Raw genomic sequence first — 17,682 nt, 5'->3', positions numbered from 1 at the left:
AACACCACGCCCTCAAAGGAGCGGAAAATGAGCGCCGCCAACGAATTGCTCCAGGCCATTTGCACCACGCTCGCCGCCAATGCCGACCTGATGGCGCTGATCGGTCCCGACGGCATCAGCGACAGGCTGGTCTCTGGCAGACACCTGCCGGTCCTCGTCATCGCCGAGGTCACCACAAACGACTATTCGACCGCGACCGAGCCGGGCGAGGAGCATCTGCTGATCCTCCAGTCATGGTCCGACATGCAGGGCCAACGCCAGGCGCAGATGATCGCCGGCCTGATCGTCGCGCTTCTGCAGGATGCGGCCTTGCCGCTTGCAACCCACAGGCTGATCAACCTGCAGCATGTCTCGACGAAAACGCGACGCGAGCCGAAGACGCGGCTCTTCTGCGCCGAGATGCGGTTTCGGGCGGTGACGGAGGGCTAGCGCTTACGCCGCTTGCGTACTCGGAACCGCGTTGCGCACAAGCCCCATCAGGGCAATCACGAAAACCATTGCGATAGCGGCGAGGCCCGCGCAGGCAAGAATCGTCGCACCGGCGCCGGCGTAGTCGAGCATGGCGGTGAAGATGACGGGTGAAATCGCGTTGGCGAGGTTCTGCGGCGTGGACAGGCGGCCCGACTGAAGACCGTATTCCTTCGCCGAAAAAAGCGCGAGCGGCAGCAGCGCGCGGGCGACCGCGAGCACGCCGGAGCCGAAGCCATAGATCAAAACGAAAGTGATGAGCAGCGATGTCGATGGTGGGACGAGCAGGAGCATCAAGAAGCTGAACAGCATCAGGCCGACGCCCATGGCCGAGGTGAGGATCGGATTGCCACGCTTGCCGAGCAGCATGTCGAGCGCCCGGGCCGAAATGCCGATCACGCCGCGTGCTGACCCCAGCTGCAGCGCAAAGGCTGGCGTTGCGCCGGACTGGCGAAACATTTCGAGCAGCGACGGCGCAATGCCGAAACTGATGAAGCTGCAGAGCGTGGTGGCCGCTGCGATCAGCAGAAAGGCCTTGCGGCGATCGGTCGGCGTCAGCTCCACCGGCGGCGTTTCGGCCGCCGCTCCCTGCGTGTGGCTGGCAACCGGTTTCGGCAGGCCGAAGAGATGCAGGGGCAGGCAGACGAAAATGTGCAAAGCCGCGCAGATGAGGAAGGTGATGCTCCAGCCGAAGGCATCGTTGAGCAGCGTCAGGATCGGCCAGAAGATGGTGGCCGAGAGACCGGTGAACAGCATGAGAATGGCGATGACGCGCTTGCCGTTCGCGCCTTCGCGCTCGACGACCGCCGTATAGCAGGGCGCCGAGAGCCCGAGCGCGCCGCCGAGGCCGATCACGACCCAGGCGACAGTGTAGACCATGATATTGGTGGTTCCTGCGAGCAGCAGCAGGCCGATCGCGAAGGTGACTGACGCGGCAGCGAGCACCTTTGCCGCGCCGTAACGGCCGAGCCAGCGCCCCGTGGCGGGGCCGGCAAGCGCGCTGATCACCATCATGACCGTGAGACCGGCGAAGATCACCTCGTTCGGAAGTGCCAGTTGAGGCGCGATGATGCGGCCCATCACGCCGAGCATGTCGAAAGTGGTGCCCCAGCCGATCAACTGGCTGACGGCGAGCACGGCGATCGTCTGCGAGGTGCGGAGCGAAAATGAGTTCTGCATGGATTCTGAAATGAAGTGAATGAAAAGCCCCGGAGCGATAGCAGCTTCAACTGCAACGCGAAAGGCCAAATCGAACAAATCGGGTACAACGCTCCAGCCGGGGCGCTTTTCTTTGAAAGGACCACGCCATGGCGGCGCAGAAGGGCAAGGACCTGCTCCTGAAAATCTATAATGGCAGCGGTTATGAGACGGTGGCCGGGCTGAGGACAAAGAAGCTCTCGTTCAATGCGGAGACCGTCGATATAACCGATGCCGAAAGCGCCGGGCGGTGGCGCGAGCTCCTGGGAGGAGCAGGGGTGCAGCGCGCCTCGCTTTCCGGCTCCGGCCTGTTCAAGGATCAGGCGTCGGACGAGTTGATCCGCAATGCCTTCTTCAACGGCTCGATCCTCTCCTGGCAGATCGTCATTCCGGATTTCGGCACGGTCAGCGGCCCATTCCAGGCGACGGCACTCGAATATTCCGGCGAGCACAATGGCGAGGTGACGTTCGACATCGCGCTGGAATCGGCGGGCGTTATCAGTTTCGGGGCGCTCTGATGCTACGACCGAGACCATCTGCCCGCGCCAATCGCCACCGCGGCGAGATCGAAGCTGTCATCGACGGCGAGCGGCGCATCCTCTGCTTGACGCTGGGCGCGCTTGCCGAGCTGGAGGCGGCCTTTGCCGTCGACGACCTGACCGGCCTCGCCACGCGCTTTTCCGCCGGCCGGCTGAAGGCGTCCGACATGGTCCGCATCATCGGCGCAGGCCTTCGCGGCGGCGGCAATCTGTTTTCTGATGAGGATGTCGCGGCATCAGGCATCGAGGGCGGGATCGCGGCCTATGCCGCACTCGTCCGCGACCTGCTTTCGGCGACATTCCTGGGGGAGGGAGCCGACGCAGCCCCGGACCCCCGCTAGCCGCAGCCGGCGAGGCCCTCGACACCGTGGACGCTCATGCGCCAAAGCCTTTTCCATGGCGCCGTGTCCTGCATGTCGGCCTCTGCCTGCTGCGGCTTCCGCCTGAGACTTTCTGGGCGATGACCCCGATCGAATTCCACGCCATGGCCGGCGGATTATCGCCAAGGGCCGCGAGGCTCGATCGGCAGGTATTGCGGGCGATGATGGAGCGGTTTCCGGATCGGTAGCGTTGTGCGGCGCCCTCATCCGCCTGCCGGCACCTTCTCCCCGCTTGCGGGGAGAAGGGATATGCCGCCTGCCTTTCCTCCCTCGCGAACGTTGCATGGGGCATGTCTCCTCTCCCCGCATGCGGGGAGAGGGGTAGGGTGAGGGGCTGCGCGAAAAACATCGGCCACATCTGGAGACACACCATGCCCATCGAAGACACCGACCTTTCCGCCACGACGGAACAGGCGGATACCCTCAAGCAAACCCTCGACGATCTCGACAGCCGTTCCCGCTCCTTCGGCTCTGCGCTGGCGAGCGCGCTGACCTCTGCGACGACAGGCGGCAAGAGCCTCGACACCGTCCTGCAAAGCCTCGGAAATCGCCTGACGGATATAGCGCTCTCGGCAGGGCTGAAACCGCTCGAAACGGCAATCGGCGGCGGCGTGACGAGCCTTACAAGCGGCATCGGCAATCTCTTCGCCTTCGCCAAGGGCGGCGTGCCGGGGCGGGTGACGGCTTTTGCCGACGGCGGGGTAGTCTCCTCGCCCACCTATTTCCCGATGGGTGGCGATCTCGGCCTGATGGGCGAGGCGGGAACCGAAGCCGTCCTGCCATTGAAGCGCGGCTCGGACGGTTCGCTGGGTGTCGCGACATCAGGCGGCGGATCGCAGCAGATCGTCTTCAACGTCTCGACGCCGGACGCGCAGAGTTTTCAGAAAAGCGAAGCGCAGATCTCGGCCATGCTGGCCCGCACGGCGATGCGCGGCCAGCGCAATCTCTGAGGAGACATCCATGACGTCAGGGTTTCACGAGGTCCGCTTCCCCTTGCGCCTGTCGTTGGCGACATCAGGCGGCCCGATCAGGCGCACCGATATCGTCAATCTCTCGAACGGCCGGGAGAGCCGCAACAGCCGCTGGCGCGACGCTCGCCGCAGCTATGATGCCGGTTCGGGCATTCGCTCGGTCGCCGATCTCTACGACGTCCTGGAATTCTTCGAGGCGCGTAGCGGCGAACTCTATGGCTTTCGTTTCCGCGATCCGGTCGATTTCACCTCCGGACGTCCCGGCGCGCCGATCACCGCCATGGATCAAGTGATCGGGACCGGCGATGGCTCGGCCACGGGCTTCCAGCTCGCGAAAGCCTATGGCGATGCCGATGGACGCTCCGTGCGCTCAATCGCAAAGCCGGTCGCGGGTTCAGTGATCGTCGCCGTCAATGGCGTGATCCAGCCAGCGGCGGATGTTGCCTGCGATCCGTCAACAGGGATCGTCACCTTGCAGCCAACCGCTATCCCACCGGCTGGCCACACCATCACCGCCGGTTTCGAATTCGATGTCCCCGTCCGCTTCGCCATCGACCGCATAGACATCAACCTGTCGGCCTTCAATGCCGGCCGCATCCCGTCCATTCCCCTGATGGAGATCATCCCTTGAGAGCGATCGATCCTGATCTGGCCGCGCATCTGTCCGGCGATGCGACCACGCTCTGTCACTGCTGGCGGGTTCTCCGCCGCGATGGCGTCGTCCTCGGTTTCACCGAGCATGACCATGACCTCAGCTTTGCCGGCACGCAGTTCCTGGCCGCAAGCGGCTTTTCCGCCAGCGATGGTGAGGAAGAGGCGGGATTGCCGGCGGCAACCAGCAATGTCGCCGGCGGCTTTTCCCATGATGCGATCACCGAGGCGGATCTGAACGCCGGGCTTTATGACGGAGCACGCGTCGAGGTCTATCTCGTCAACTGGGCAGTGCCGGACCAACATCTGCTGCTCAAAGTACAGGAGATCGGCGAAGTCACGCCGCAGACCGGTCAGTTCCAGGCGGAGCTGCGCAGCTTTGCCGCGAGGCTTTCCGAGCCGCAGGGCCGCATTTACGTCAGGCGCTGCGACGCCGTCCTCGGCGATGCCAGATGCGGCATCGATCTCGGCCTGCCGCAATATCGGGCCGAAGGGACCGTCGCGGCGGTGCTGGACGCGACGCGGCTTGTCTTGTCAGGCACAGGCGACGTCGCGGCTGACTTCTTCGCGCATGGCAAGCTGACCTTCGTTGAGGGCGCGAATGCGGGGCTTTCGGCAGATATCGACAGCCATGCAGCAACCAATGCCGGATTGCAGGTGACGCTTTGGCTGCCGCTCAACATCATGCCCGATGTCGGCGACTGCATCGTGTTGACGGCAGGATGCGACAAGGCCTTTGCGACCTGCCGCGCGAAATTCGCCAACCCTCAGAATTTCCGTGGTTTTCCCCACATGCCCGGCGCCGATTTCGCCTACACCTATGCCGACGGCATCAGCCTGCATGACGGGAGCCCGTTGTTTTCATGAGTGAGCATATTCGGGCACAAGTGCTCTCGATCGCCGAGAGCTGGATCGGCACGCCCTATCGCCATCAAGGCTCCACCAAGGGCGTTGGCTGCGATTGCCTCGGACTTGTGAGGGGCATCTGGCGCGAACTCTATGGTCGCGATCCGGAGCTGCCCGGTCCTTATGCCCGCGACTGGGCGGAACGGAATGGCGAAGAGCGGCTGATGAACGCCGCGATCCGCCATTTCGGGCCCTCGATCCCGATAAGCGAAGGCACGCCGGGCGATCTCGTGCTGTTCCGCTGGCGGCCCGATTGTGCCGCCAAGCATGCCGGCATCCTCTGCGCCGGGCGGCATTTCATTCACGCCTACGAACAGGCAACCGTCGTCCGCTCCGCTCTCGTGCCCTCCTGGCGACGACGCATTGCCGGCACCTTCCGGTTTCCAGATCGATGAAAAGCCAGGTTTGGTTGCGTCTTGCAAAGGTCGGCGGCACCAGGTTTAATCGGACAAATGCACTCAGAACTCTATTGGATCGAGGCTGCTGGCCCATACAAACTTGCCATTATGGCGAGGCCGCGAGCAGGTGACTGGCTGGAAGACGAGGTCGCGCATTGGAAGCGTTCAGGCGTGGAGATCGTCATCAGCCTGTTGGAACGTGACGAGGTGGGCGATCTCGGGCTGGGCATGGAGGCAGCGCTCTGCGAGAACAACGGCGTTGAATTTCTGTCGTTCCCCATTCCCGATCGGGGTGTTCCCGACGATGTCAAATTTGCCATGCGTTTCGCGACAGAGGTGGCGGGCAAAAGCAAGACGGTCGCCATTCATTGTCGAGCCGGGATCGGTCGATCTTCTGTCATGGCCGCCGCCATATTGATTGCCAGGGGCGTCATTCCCTCTGCAGCGCTATCGGCAATCGAAAAGGCGAGAGGTTTGCCAATCCCAGACACCGATGCTCAACGGGATTGGGTCATGAAGCTTCCGACGTAGGTCGGCGCGGTCTATTCACCGATATGCCGGCCCGTGCGGCACGCGCTGTTTCAGCGCTCGATCGCTCCAATTTAGTGCAATTTTAAAGAGCATTTTCAAGCCGACCGTCTGTCGGCGCGAACTATTCGCGCGTGAACGCGCCGTTTTTCAGGAGCCCCAATGGCAACCATTCTCTTTGCGGCGGCCGGCGCAACGCTCGGCGGCGTGCTCGGTCCTGTCGGCGCGATCATCGGCCAGGCTGCAGGAGCTCTTGCCGGCAGCGTTCTCGACAAGACGTTGATCAACGGCAGCCAGACGATATCGGGCGCTCGGCTTTCAACTGCGCGCATTCCGGGCGCCGATGAAGGCACGGGCATCAGCCGTCTCTATGGCAGCGCGCGCCTCGGCGGCACGCTGATCTGGGCGACGCGCTTCGAGGAACAGGTGTCGACCGAGCGCACCGGCGGCAAGGCGACCGGCCCGAAGGTCGAGACCTTCCATTATTTCGCCAATGTCGCGATCGGGCTCTGCGAAGGGCCTGTCGCCTGCATCCGCCGCGTCTGGGCCGACGGCAAGGAGATTGATCTCACCGAAATCGAGATGCGGGTCTACACCGGCAGCGAGACGCAATTGCCGGACCCGCTGATCGAGGCGAAGCAGGGGGTGGGTGATGCGCCGGCCTATCGCGGCCTTGCCTATGTCGTCTTCGATCATCTGCCGCTTGACCCCTACGGCAACCGCATTCCGCTCTTCCAGTTCGAGGTGGTGCGTCCGATCGGCCGGCTTGAGAGCCAGCTCCGCGCAGTAACCCTCGTTCCCGGCTCGACGGAACATGGCTACGCCACCACTGATGTGACCGAGAAGACCGGCGCCGGCAGCGCCCGGATCATGAACCGCAACGTGCTGACGGCTTCCACGGACTGGCAGGCCTCGCTGGACGAACTCACTGCCCTTTGCCCCAATCTCGAAAGCGTGGCGCTCGTCGTCGCCTGGTTCGGAACCGATCTGCGCGCCGGCAATTGCCGCATCGTGCCTGGTGTCGAGGCCAATGCCCGCGATAGCGAAAGCAGTCCCTGGTCCGTGTCCGGCATCTCGCGCGCCGATGCCCATCTGATCAGCCTCAGCGATGGCGGGCCTGCCTATGGCGGCACACCAGACGACCTCAGCGTATTTCAGGCGATTGCGGACCTTAAGGCGCGCGGGCTGAAAGTCTGCCTCTATCCCTTCCTGATGATGGATATCCCGGCCGGTAACGGGCTGCCGGATCCCTATGGTGGCGCCGGTCAGGCCACCTATCCCTGGCGAGGGCGGATCACCTGTTTCCCCGCGATTGGTCAGCCCGGCACGGCGGATCGCACCAGTGCCGCGGGCGCGCAGATTACGGCTTTCTGCGGCAATGCGTCAGCCGGAGATTTCTCCGTGGACGGGCAATCCATCGCCTATCACGGCATCGATGAGGGCTATCGGCGACTGGTGCTGCACTACGCCCATCTGGCCGCAGCCGCCGGCGGGGTCGATGGCTTCATCATCGGCTCCGAACTGCGCGGGTTGACGCAATTGCGCGATGGCAGCGGCAGCTTTCCGTTCGTACAGGCACTTGCGACCCTGGCGGCCGATATCAGGGCAGTGTTCGGACCGGGAACGAAGCTGACCTACGGCGCCGACTGGAGCGAATATTTCGGCTACCATCCCGCCGATGGCAGTGGCGACGTCTATTTCAATCTCGATCCGCTCTGGGCCTCGCCTGACATCGATGCCATCGGCATCGACAACTACATGCCGCTGGCCGACTGGCGGGACGACGATCTCTCCGCACCGAATCCTGATGGCTTCAAGGTTTCCGACGATCTCGCGGCCATGGGTGCCGCCATTACCAGCGGCGAAGGCTTCGACTGGTATTGTGCCAGCGATGCAGACCGTTTCGATCGCAAGAGATCCGCTATTTCAGATGGTCTGGCGGGCAAGCCCTGGATATTCCGCTACAAGGATATCGAAAGCTGGTGGTCCAATCCGCATCACGAGCGCACGGGCGGCGCCGAGCATGCCGCTGCGACGGCGTGGTCACCGCGCAGCAAGCCTATCTGGTTCACCGAGCTCGGCTGCCCTGCCATCGACAAGGGCGCCAACCAGCCGAATGTCTTCCTCGATCCGAAGTCCGTCGAGTCGGCCGCACCCTATTTCTCCAACCGGATGCGTGCCGACAGCATACAGCGCCGCTTTCTCGAAGCGCATCATGACCATTGGAGCAGCGCTGCTGCGCCTTCAGGCATGGTCGATCCCACCCATATCTTCGTCTGGACCTGGGATGCGCGGCCCTATCCGGCCTTTCCGCTGGACACGTCGATCTGGAGCGACGGCGGCAATTGGCGCACCGGCCATTGGCTGAACGGCAGGCTCGGCTCCGGGACGCTGGCCGATATAATTGCGGCAATCCTGCGGGATCAGAATTTTACCGATTTCGACGTGTCTGACGTCAGCGGCGATCTGACCGGATATGTCCAGGGCGACGTCACCTCCGCCCGTAGCTTGATCGATCCGCTGCTGGAGGTCTTCCAGATCGACGTGATAGAGGATGGCAGCGTATTGCGTTTCCGCTCGCGCACACGCGCCAGCCTGCCGGCCATTCCGATCACGACGGTCGCCGACCTCGACAATCAGCCGCTCTGGCAGGAGGTCCGCGGCCATGACAGCGACTATGCCGCCGACGCGATCGTCACCTTCTTCGATCCTGACGCGGATTATGAGCAATCGAGCGTCAGATCGCGCCGTGCGCCGTCCTCGTCCAATCGCACCTTGCGCTATGACCTCGGCGCCACCATGCCCGAGGAGGCCGCGCTGGCGGCGGCCGAGGCTCTGCTGCGCGACAACCGCATCTCGCGTCGCTCGCTGACACTCTCCCTTGCGCCGACCGAGATCGCCGTTCAGCCCGGCGATGTGCTTGATATTGAGGATGGGCCGGATGGCCGCTTTCTTGTGACCCGCATCGAGGATGGCACGTCACGCAAGATTGAGGCGCGTGAGTTCGCGCCGCTTGCCGGCGGCGTCGCTGCCGAAAGCAGCCGATCCGGCCGGAATTCCTCCGGCATCGCTTCCAGCCTGTTTGCCCCGATCGTCGAGCTCATGGATCTGCCGCAATTTTCAAGCGGCGATGCCTCGAGTTTCGCCCGCGGGGCGGCCTATGCGAAACCCTGGCGAACCACGATGCTTTCCGCTTCTCCGTCATCGGAGGGCTATGCAACGCGGGTTCTCCTCGACAAGCCGGCGAAGATCGGGAGCTTGGTCGCCCCCGTCGTTGCGGGCGTGAGCGGTCGTTTCGACTGGTCGCAGCCGCTCCTCGTCGATCTGCCCTTCGATGGGCTGAGTTCACTGCCTGAACTTTCGGTTCTGAACGGCGGCAATCTCTTCGCCTTGCAGGCGATCAGCGGCGTCTGGGAGATCGGCGCCTTTCTGAACGCCGAAGAGATTGCCGCCAATCGATGGCAGCTCACGGGCCTGTTGCGCGGGCTCGCCGGCACCGAGGCTGCGATGGCATCGGGCGCTGAAGCGGGAGCGACGATCGTCTTTCTCGATGATGCGGTCCAGCCGCTTGGGCTCGCCAGCGAGGAAATGGGCCTTGCCCTCAACTGGATCGCCGAAGCGGCCGGCGCAAAGGGCATGGCAGGTCCCTTTGTCTTCGAGGGTGGGCTGCGCGCGCAAACGCCGCTGTCGCCCGTCCATATCACGGCCAGTCGCGACGATAATGGCGCGGTGGCGATCAGCTGGATCAGGCGCGGCCGCATCGATGCCGACAATTGGATCCCGCCGGATATCCCGCTCGATGAGCCGACGGAGCGCTACCAGCTGCAGATCATGAAGAGCGGCGAGGTCGTTCGGCAGGTCGAGGTGACGCAGCCGACATGGCTTTATTCCGCCGCCGAAGAACTCGCCGATTTTGGCGCGAAACAATCTCAACTTCAGGTGATCGTCGCCCAGATGGGCCAGCGGGTGCCGCTTGGCATCCCGGCTGTCGCGATCGTCACCCCCTAGCTTCCAACCCAAAAAGGAGTGTTCCATGGAAGACGTCAAGCAGTGGTATCTTTCGAAAACCGTGTGGGGTGCGTTGCTCGCGCTTGGTGCTTCGGCGCTGCAATTCACCGGCATTCAGGTCGGCGCGGCGGACCAATCCACCATCGCCGATTCGGCGGTCGCAATCGCCGGCGCGGTGGGCAGTCTGGTCGCCATCTACGGCCGAGTGACGGCAACTTCCGCAATTAAATCAATCTGATAGCCTGGCACCCAGTCGAGCGGTTGCCCAACAGAAAGTTACCACCCATTCATTTGCCATTCAGGCGGGTTTGGGTACATATTCGCTCAAGTTAATGTCCCTGTGGAAGTATGAGCATGGCATCACTCTTGAGCGTAGCAGCAGCGGCCGCCATTACGGCGGGGTCGGCTGTGCTGCCGGTGACGACGCCGACCTTGGTCGCGCGCGCCGGCGGCGATTGCAGCGATGCTGCCGCCCAGGTCGTCGCCAAGACCGGGGGGCAGCTTCTTTCCGCCCAGCCATCCGGTGACAGCTGTGTCATCACCGTTCTCGTCCAGGGCAACGGCCAGCGGCCACGCAAGGTGACCGTGAAGGTGCCGATGTAGTAAGCTCCGCAGAGGCCTCGCGAATCGGCTAAAAATTGGGCGGAAACATGCGCATTCTCGTAGTTGAAGACGATATCAACCTGAACCGTCAGCTTGCCGAGGCCTTGAAAGAGGCCGGCTATGTTGTCGATGTCGCTTTCGATGGCGAAGAGGGCCATTTTCTCGGCGAAACCGAACCCTACGACGCGATCATCCTTGATATCGGCCTGCCCGAAATGGATGGGATCACCGCGCTTGAAAAATGGCGTGCTGCCGGCCGCAGCATGCCTGTTCTCATCCTGACTGCCCGTGATCGCTGGAGCGACAAGGTTGCCGGCATCGATGCAGGCGCCGACGATTATGTCGCCAAACCCTTCCATGTCGAAGAAGTGCTCGCCCGCATCCGCGCGCTGATCCGCCGCGCTGCCGGCCATGCGTCTTCCGAAATCGTCTGCGGCCCTGTTCGCCTCGACACCAAGAGTTCGAAGGCGACAGTCAACGGCAAGGCGCTCAAGCTTACCTCTCATGAATATCGTCTCCTAGCCTATCTCATGCATCACAAGGGCGAGGTGGTCTCTCGCACGGAGCTGGTCGAGCATATGTACGACCAGGATTTCGACCGCGATTCCAACACGATCGAGGTTTTCGTTGGCCGCCTTCGCAAGAAGATGGGCGTGGACCTGATCGAGACCGTGCGAGGACTAGGCTATCGAATCCAAGCCCCGTCCACTGCGAATTAAATCGCTCACCGCGCGTGTGCTGCTGCTGACCACGTTGTGGTCGGCGGTAGCGCTCGTGGTGATCGGTCTTGTTATTTCGACGCTCTATCGCAAGAGCGCCGAGCGCGGCTTTCAGGATCTGCTGCGCGCCCAGCTCTATAACGTCATCAATTCAGTGACGATCGGCGACCAGGGTGCCCTTGCCGGCAGCCCGCAGCTCGGCGACCTGCGTTTCGCCCAGCCGAAGACCGGCTGGTACTGGATGGTCGAGCCCCTGGGCACTTATACGGCGGCCCCGCTCGTCTCCCCGTCGCTCGGTGCTTCGACCCTGCCTGTCCTATCAGTGCTTGAGGCACCGTTCGACAAGAATTACGAGCGCTATTACATCGTCACGGATGCTTTCGGAAATCACGTCCAGGTTGCGGAAACCGAGGTGGTGCTCGATACCGACGGCCGCGCAGCGCGCTTCCGCGTTACCGGCAATATCGCCGTCGTCGAGGACGATGTGCGCACATTTTCCCATAGCCTCTATCTGGCGCTGGCCGGCTTCGGTGTCGGCAGCCTGATCGTCAACGCGCTCGCCATTCTTTACGGGCTCAGGCCGCTCGATAAGGCGCGTCGGGCATTGGAGCGCATCCGCGCCGGCGATCGCGAAAGGCTGGAGGGGGAATTCCCCCGCGAAATCCTTCCCCTTGCCAACGAAGTCAATGCGTTGATCGACAGCAACCGGCGCATCGTCGAGCGGGCGCGCATGCAGGTCGGCAATCTGGCGCATTCGCTGAAGACCCCCATTGCCGTATTGCTCAACGAGTCGCGGGTGCTCGAGCGCTCCCATGGCGATCTCGTGAAGCATCAGGCCGAATCCATGCAAGGGCAGGTGCAGTCCTATCTCAACCGCGCCCGCATCGCCGCTCAACGGGAGTCCGTGCTTGCGCGCACCGATGCCGAGCCGGCTCTTGAGCGATTGGTGCGCGTCATGCGTCGCCTGAATGCCGACAAGGAGTTCGAGCTGTCAGTCACGCCGCACCTCGCGCTTGCGATGGAGCAGCAGGACCTGGAGGAGACGGTCGGCAATCTGCTCGAAAATGCCGCCCGCTTTGCCGAGCACAAGGTTCGTGTCGCAGCCAGCGAGGCGCCAGCGGAGGTGAGGGGCATCGATCCGGCTCGAAAATCCTGGGTCGAACTTGTCGTCGAGGATGACGGACCCGGACTGGAGCCGGACCAGATTCGCGAAGCGATGAAGCGCGGCCGCCGTCTGGACGAAAGCAAGCCGGGCACAGGCCTCGGCCTTTCGATCGTCAGCGAAATAACCAATGAATATCAGGGGAGGCTGGAGCTTTCCCGCGGCACATGGGGTGGCCTGAGGGCCAGTCTTATTCTGCCGGGAGTGACGAAGGATGTTGCGTGACACTCGCTCTAATGACAGAAAGGCGAAGCGCATCATGAGGATGCCGCATCGCAGTATACGTTAACCCGGTTCGTCCCCCAATCTGGTTGAATTGCATGAATCGCTGCATACCACGTACGACCGCAAGCCTGTTTCTTGTCATGGCCGCCCTTTCCGCCTGCAACACGACGCACGGAACAAGTGGGACAGGTGGAACACTCAGCCTGCTTTCTCCATCAAAGCCGAGCCCCTCCGCCCCTTATATCAAGGCGCTGGATGGCGGCATTGTCGGCCGTACGGGCGTGAAATTGAGCGATAGCGATCAGCAGCGCGCGCTTGAAGCGGAGTATCGCGCTCTGGAAGCTGCCCCGGGCGGCCAGCCTGTCGTCTGGAGCGGTCGGGGCGTCAGCGGCCAGGTCGTGGCCGCAGCGCCCTATCAGGTCGGCTCGCAGAATTGCCGCCAATATACCCATACCGTGACCGTCAGCGGCAACCAGACCCAGGCGCGCGGCGCTGCTTGCCGCAATGACGATGGGACGTGGTCGCTGCTGAATTGAAATAGAAGCAAGCCTGGAAATAGCGCCTGAGCTAAATCCGGTCTTCCAGAATTTCCGAAGTTATGTTCTTTCCGCGACGGAAAACGCCTAAGATCGTCACCTGGTCTTTTTCGACGACGAAGGCGATCGAAACGCTGTGTCTATATCCGATGACGCGAAGCCCGGGAATACGACCCTCGCGCACGGTGCCCCGTTCTGCAAAAGTTGCCGGCCCGCCGATCAGCTCATAGAGACCGCCGACATATTTTCCTGCGATCTCGGGACCAGCCACTAGGGCTATGTCGTCATACATCTGATCGAGTTCGGCTTCAGCACGTTCGTGGAGCCTGACGACGTATTCCATCGCTATTTTGCTTTTTTCATTTCGGCGGTGTGCTTTGCCTGGAAACGCGATATGGCGGCGTCCAGGGTGACCGCCTTGGAAGCATCACGTTTGACTTCCTCGTAGCGGTTCGGAATTTCCTCGCGCAACCAGCGCTCGCGCGCATCTTCATAGTCTTCCAGCATGCGAAGACCAGCTCTTACCACCTCGCTCGCATTGTTGTAGCGCCCGCTTTCGAGCTGCTTTCGGATGAATTCTTCATAGTGTTCGTTTAGGGCAAAGCTCGCCATTGGGTTGGCCTCCGTTTCCCCAATCATAAGATTTAACCGCACGACTAACAACTATTATCAACAGTTACCAATATACGATCGTTCAAGAAACGTGTGCAGCGGCCGAGAATCGCGGCCAAACGCCTCAAATCTTCGTCATTTCCGCTTTCACGGTTGGAATAAGCGCCCTGGTAAAGTATTGGGCGTCTATGCTCTTCTGGATTCTCGTGGCCGTTCTGACGGCGGGTGTCGGCGCCGTTTTGCTCTATCCGCTTCTGCGCATAGCAAAGGCGGCAGACGGTGGCCGTGCCGGCGAGGCTGCGGTCTATCGAGACCAGCTTCGCGAACTCGATCGCGATCTCACCGGCGGCCTGATCACCCCGGAGGAAGCAGCCTATGCCCGCGCCGAAATCGGCCGCCGGCTGCTTGCCGTTTCGACTGCCCAGCCGGTCGCCGGCAAGCCGGCTCGCGCATCGACCTATCGTCTCACGCAGGCCTTCATCATCCTTCTATTGCCCGCCATCGGGCTCTGTCTTTACTTGACGGTCGGCAATCCGGGCCTGCCGTCGCAGCCGCTGTCGGCGCGCGTGAAAAATCCGGGCAACGACATGGCCGTGCTTGTCGCCCAGGCGGAACGGCATCTCGCCGAACACCCCGACGACGGTAAGGGCTGGGATATTCTTGCCCCGATATATTTCAAGTCGATGCGCGTCGGCGATGCGGAGCTTGCTTATCGCAATGCCATTCGCCTGTTGGGCCCTACTCCCGAGCGTCTCGGAGGTCTGGCGGAAACCCTCATTGCGGCCTCCGATGGCGTCGTGACGGCGGATGCGCGGCAGGCGCTGCAACAATCGCTGTCGCTGGAGCCCAACAATCCGCGCGCCGAATTCTATCTGGCGCTGGCTTTGGAGCAGGATGGCAAGCAGGCGGATGCGAAGAACGCCTTTGTCGCTCTTGCCAAGGCATCGCCCGCCGGTGCGCCCTGGCTGCCGCTCGTCAACGAGCATATCGCCAAGAACGGCGGCACGCCCGAGATTGCGGCCGCAAATCCGGATGCTCCGGGCAATCCGAGCGCCGACGAGGTCGCGACCGCCGACACCATGAATTCGGGCGACCGCCAGCAGATGATCCGCGGCATGGTCGACAGTCTCGATGCCAAACTCCGCCAAAATCCCGACAATTTCGAAGGCTGGATGCGCCTCATCCGCTCCTATGCCGTGCTGAATGACAAGGACCGCGCGGCCGATGCATTAAAGCGCGGCTTGTCGGCCTTCCCGGCCGATGGCGGGCAGGGGCAGCAGCTTCTGGCGCTCGGAAAGGAACTCGGTGTTGCGACGGAGGAGACGCAGCGGTGACCCGTAAACAGAAACGTCTGGCCGTGATCGGCGGCGGCATGAGCTTCATCATTGCGGCCGTGCTGCTCGTCATGTTCGCCTTCAGCCAGTCGGTCGCCTATTTCTACATGCCGGCCGACATTGCCAAGAATCCCGTCAGCCCCGGTACCTTGATTCGGCTCGGCGGGCTTGTCGGACAAGGCAGCGTTGTCCGCGGCGACGGAACGACGGTGCAGTTCGCCGTGACCGACGGCAAGGACACGGTCAACGTCAAATATACGGGCATCCTGCCTGATCTCTTCCGCGAGGGACAGGGCGTCGTTACCGAGGGCAAGTTTGAACCCGGCGGCAATGTTTTCGTTGCCGATAGCGTGCTCGCCAAGCATGATGAGCGCTATATGCCGAAAGAAGTCGCCGACAAGCTGAAGGCTGATGGTGTCTGGAAGGGCGAGGAAGCAAGCCAATGATCATCGAACTCGGGCATTACGCGCTGGTTCTGGCACTGGCGACCGCGATCATCGTCTCGATCGTTCCCGCACTCGGCGCCAGACGTCTGGACCAGTCGATGATGGACGTTGCCATTCCCGGCTCCTTCGCCATGTTCGGATTGGTCGTCTTCTCCTTCGGCGTCCTTACCTACGCCTATCTCGTTTCCGACTTCTCCGTCGCAAACGTCTGGGAGAATTCGCATTCGCTGGTGCCGGTGATCTTCAAGGTGTCAGGCGTCTGGAGCAATCACGAAGGCTCGATGATGCTCTGGCTGCTGATCCTGTCGCTGTTCAGCGCGCTCGTTGCGCTCTTCGGCCGCAATCTGCCGGATACTCTCAGGGCCAATGTACTATCGGTGCAGGCCTGGATATCGGTTGCCTTCCTCGTCTTCATCCTGCTGACTTCAAATCCCTTCCTTCGCCTTAATCCGGCGCCGGCAGAGGGCAAGGATATCAATCCGGTTCTGCAGGATATCGGCTTGGCGATCCATCCGCCGCTGCTTTACCTCGGCTATGTCGGCTTCTCGGTCTGCTTTTCCTTTGCTGTTGCGGCACTCATGGAAGGTCGCATCGATGCGGCATGGGCTCGCTGGGTGCGGCCCTGGACGCTTGCCGCCTGGACGTTCCTGACGCTCGGCATCGCCATGGGCTCCTATTGGGCCTATTACGAGCTCGGCTGGGGCGGCTGGTGGTTCTGGGACCCGGTCGAAAACGCATCCTTCATGCCCTGGCTTGCCGGCACGGCGCTGCTGCACTCGGCGCTGGTCATGGAAAAGCGTGACTCGCTGAAGATCTGGACGGTGCTGCTTGCGATCCTGACCTTCTCCCTGTCGCTGCTCGGCACGTTCCTCGTCCGCTCCGGCGTGCTGACCTCGGTGCATGCCTTTGCCAGCGACCCGACCCGCGGCGTCTTCATTCTCTGCATTCTGCTGATCTTCATTGGCGGTGCGCTGTCGCTCTTCGCCTTCCGTGCGCCGGTCCTGACGTCGGGGGGCTTGTTTGCGCCAATTTCGCGCGAAGGCGCGCTGGTGCTGAACAATCTCATCCTGACGGTCGCCTGCGGCACGGTGCTGACGGGCACGCTCTATCCGCTGGCGCTGGAAACGCTGAATGGCGACAAGATTTCCGTCGGCCCGCCCTTCTTCAACCTGACCTTCGGCCTGTTGATGACGCCGCTTCTGGTGGCCGTGCCGTTCGGGCCGTTGCTTGCCTGGAAGCGCGGCGATCTGCTGGGCGCGATGCAGCGCCTCTACGTCGCGGCGATCCTGGCTTTCATCGCCGGCCTGGTGCTTTTCTACGTCAAGCATGGCGGCCCGGTTCTGGCGATCCTCGGTCTCGCCGCAGGCTTCTTTCTGATCTTCGGCGCAGTCGCCGATCTCTGGTTTCGTGCCGGCGTCGGCAAGGTTTCGTTGGATGTCGCATGGCGCCGTTTGAGCGGCCTGCCACGTTCGGCTTTCGGCACGGCGCTCGCCCATGCCGGTTTCGGCGTCACCGTCCTTGGCATCGTTGCTGTCTCCACCTTCCAGACGGAGAATATCACTGAAATGAAGCCAGGCGGCACGGCGGAGCTTGGCGGCTACACGCTGCGCTTCGATGGCATGCAGGCCGGCGTCGGCCCGAACTTCACCGAGGACCGCGGCCACTTCACCGTTATCCGCGGCGGCGTGGCGGTTGCCGAGGTTTCGTCGGCCAAGCGCCTGTTTACCGCGCGGCGTGAAGCGACCACGGAAGCCGGCATCCTGACGTTTGGCGTCAACCAGCTCTATGTTTCGCTCGGCGATGCCAGCAGGGATGGCGGCATGGTCGTTCGTATCTGGTGGAAGCCGTTCATCATCTGCATCTGGGGCGGCGCAATCATCATGGCATTGGGCGGCATCGTCTCGCTCAGCGACCGCCGTCTTCGCGTGGGCGCGCCGAGCAGGCGGACGAGGGCCGCGAAGGCCGCGGTCGTGCACGTGGTGGAGCCTGCGGAATGAGG

The 17,682-nt window shown here is 62.5% G+C and carries 21 protein-coding genes; 18 read left to right on the top strand and 3 right to left on the bottom strand.

What is annotated here, in order from left to right:
• Positions 1 to 27: 27 nt before the first annotated feature.
• Entirely contained in the window at positions 28 to 429 is a 402-nt protein-coding gene (locus tag EV561_RS02980) for a DUF3168 domain-containing protein (RefSeq protein WP_132517432.1), read from the top strand.
• 3 nt (positions 430 to 432) lie between these two features.
• Here EV561_RS02980 and EV561_RS02975 read toward each other — a convergent pair whose 3' ends face one another.
• Positions 433 to 1,647, bottom strand: coding sequence for an MFS transporter (locus tag EV561_RS02975; protein WP_132517430.1), 1,215 nt, complete (start codon positions 1,645 to 1,647; stop codon positions 433 to 435).
• Between the two features lie 128 nt (positions 1,648 to 1,775).
• Between EV561_RS02975 and EV561_RS02970 the strand changes: the two genes are divergently transcribed.
• The 14 genes from EV561_RS02970 to EV561_RS02900 all read left to right on the top strand — a co-directional run bounded on the left by EV561_RS02970 (position 1,776) and on the right by EV561_RS02900 (position 13,291).
• Positions 1,776 to 2,183: a phage major tail protein, TP901-1 family gene (locus EV561_RS02970; RefSeq protein WP_132517428.1), complete on the top strand. Its 408-nt coding sequence runs from the start codon at positions 1,776 to 1,778 to the stop codon at positions 2,181 to 2,183.
• Positions 2,183 to 2,545 carry a gene transfer agent family protein gene (locus EV561_RS02965; protein WP_132517426.1) on the top strand — a complete coding sequence of 121 codons (363 nt, stop codon included), beginning with the start codon at positions 2,183 to 2,185 and terminating at the stop codon, positions 2,543 to 2,545. The genes EV561_RS02970 and EV561_RS02965 overlap by 1 nt, the downstream gene beginning before the upstream one ends.
• Positions 2,546 to 2,571: 26 nt before the next feature.
• Complete coding sequence (locus EV561_RS02960) at positions 2,572 to 2,772, top strand: rcc01693 family protein (protein ID WP_132517424.1); 201 nt, start codon at positions 2,572 to 2,574, stop codon at positions 2,770 to 2,772.
• Between the two features lie 183 nt (positions 2,773 to 2,955).
• Positions 2,956 to 3,534 carry a phage tail tape measure protein gene (locus EV561_RS02950; protein ID WP_132517422.1) on the top strand — a complete coding sequence of 193 codons (579 nt, stop codon included), beginning with the start codon at positions 2,956 to 2,958 and terminating at the stop codon, positions 3,532 to 3,534.
• Between the two features lie 10 nt (positions 3,535 to 3,544).
• Positions 3,545 to 4,186: a TIGR02217 family protein gene (locus tag EV561_RS02945; RefSeq protein WP_132517420.1), complete on the top strand. Its 642-nt coding sequence runs from the start codon at positions 3,545 to 3,547 to the stop codon at positions 4,184 to 4,186.
• Positions 4,183 to 5,073, top strand: coding sequence for a DUF2163 domain-containing protein (locus EV561_RS02940; RefSeq protein ID WP_132517418.1), 891 nt, complete (start codon positions 4,183 to 4,185; stop codon positions 5,071 to 5,073). The genes EV561_RS02945 and EV561_RS02940 overlap by 4 nt, the downstream gene beginning before the upstream one ends.
• Positions 5,070 to 5,507 (top strand): NlpC/P60 family protein, encoded by a 438-nt coding sequence (locus EV561_RS02935; protein WP_132517416.1) that lies wholly within the window; start codon positions 5,070 to 5,072, stop codon positions 5,505 to 5,507. Before EV561_RS02940 ends, EV561_RS02935 begins: the two co-directional genes overlap by 4 nt.
• A 57-nt stretch (positions 5,508 to 5,564) precedes the next feature.
• The gene (locus tag EV561_RS02930) at positions 5,565 to 6,041 is read left to right on the top strand and encodes a protein-tyrosine phosphatase family protein (RefSeq protein WP_132517414.1); all 477 of its coding nucleotides are present in this window, start codon (positions 5,565 to 5,567) and stop codon (positions 6,039 to 6,041) included.
• A gap of 159 nt (positions 6,042 to 6,200) precedes the next feature.
• Positions 6,201 to 10,046: a glycoside hydrolase/phage tail family protein gene (locus EV561_RS02925; protein WP_132517412.1), complete on the top strand. Its 3,846-nt coding sequence runs from the start codon at positions 6,201 to 6,203 to the stop codon at positions 10,044 to 10,046.
• Positions 10,047 to 10,071: 25 nt separating this feature from the next.
• On the top strand, positions 10,072 to 10,284 hold the full coding sequence (locus tag EV561_RS02920; protein WP_132517410.1) for a hypothetical protein: 213 nt from the start codon (positions 10,072 to 10,074) through the stop codon (positions 10,282 to 10,284).
• Positions 10,285 to 10,400: 116 nt separating this feature from the next.
• Positions 10,401 to 10,649, top strand: coding sequence for a hypothetical protein (locus EV561_RS02915; RefSeq protein WP_132517408.1), 249 nt, complete (start codon positions 10,401 to 10,403; stop codon positions 10,647 to 10,649).
• 47 nt (positions 10,650 to 10,696) lie between these two features.
• Positions 10,697 to 11,368: a response regulator transcription factor gene (locus EV561_RS02910; protein ID WP_132517406.1), complete on the top strand. Its 672-nt coding sequence runs from the start codon at positions 10,697 to 10,699 to the stop codon at positions 11,366 to 11,368.
• Positions 11,358 to 12,755, top strand: coding sequence for a HAMP domain-containing sensor histidine kinase (locus EV561_RS02905; RefSeq protein ID WP_132517404.1), 1,398 nt, complete (start codon positions 11,358 to 11,360; stop codon positions 12,753 to 12,755). The genes EV561_RS02910 and EV561_RS02905 overlap by 11 nt, the downstream gene beginning before the upstream one ends.
• Positions 12,756 to 12,850: 95 nt before the next feature.
• Positions 12,851 to 13,291, top strand: a complete 441-nt coding sequence (locus EV561_RS02900) for a hypothetical protein (protein WP_132517402.1) — start codon at positions 12,851 to 12,853, stop codon at positions 13,289 to 13,291.
• A gap of 31 nt (positions 13,292 to 13,322) precedes the next feature.
• On the opposite strand, the gene EV561_RS02895 is transcribed toward EV561_RS02900, so the two are convergent.
• Together EV561_RS02895 and EV561_RS02890 are read right to left on the bottom strand one after the other, a co-directional pair.
• Complete coding sequence (locus tag EV561_RS02895) at positions 13,323 to 13,634, bottom strand: type II toxin-antitoxin system RelE/ParE family toxin (RefSeq protein ID WP_132517400.1); 312 nt, start codon at positions 13,632 to 13,634, stop codon at positions 13,323 to 13,325.
• Between the two features lie 2 nt (positions 13,635 to 13,636).
• Positions 13,637 to 13,903, bottom strand: a complete 267-nt coding sequence (locus EV561_RS02890) for a type II toxin-antitoxin system ParD family antitoxin (protein WP_132517398.1) — start codon at positions 13,901 to 13,903, stop codon at positions 13,637 to 13,639.
• A 188-nt stretch (positions 13,904 to 14,091) separates the two neighbouring features.
• Here EV561_RS02890 and ccmI point away from each other — a divergent pair, with 188 nt between their 5' ends.
• From ccmI to EV561_RS02875, 3 genes are read left to right on the top strand one after another with little or no spacing between them, the layout of a single operon-like run.
• Positions 14,092 to 15,237 carry a c-type cytochrome biogenesis protein CcmI gene (ccmI, locus tag EV561_RS02885; RefSeq protein ID WP_132517396.1) on the top strand — a complete coding sequence of 382 codons (1,146 nt, stop codon included), beginning with the start codon at positions 14,092 to 14,094 and terminating at the stop codon, positions 15,235 to 15,237.
• Entirely contained in the window at positions 15,234 to 15,683 is a 450-nt protein-coding gene (ccmE, locus tag EV561_RS02880; protein WP_132517394.1) for a cytochrome c maturation protein CcmE, read from the top strand. Before ccmI ends, ccmE begins: the two co-directional genes overlap by 4 nt.
• Positions 15,680 to 17,680, top strand: coding sequence for a heme lyase CcmF/NrfE family subunit (locus EV561_RS02875; protein ID WP_132517392.1), 2,001 nt, complete (start codon positions 15,680 to 15,682; stop codon positions 17,678 to 17,680). The genes ccmE and EV561_RS02875 overlap by 4 nt, the downstream gene beginning before the upstream one ends.
• The last annotated feature ends 2 nt before the right edge of the window (positions 17,681 to 17,682 follow it).

Source organism: Rhizobium sp. BK376, from assembly GCF_004341625.1.
Lineage (GTDB): Bacteria > Pseudomonadota > Alphaproteobacteria > Rhizobiales > Rhizobiaceae > Rhizobium.
This window is presented reverse-complemented; position numbering and strand designations above follow the sequence as displayed.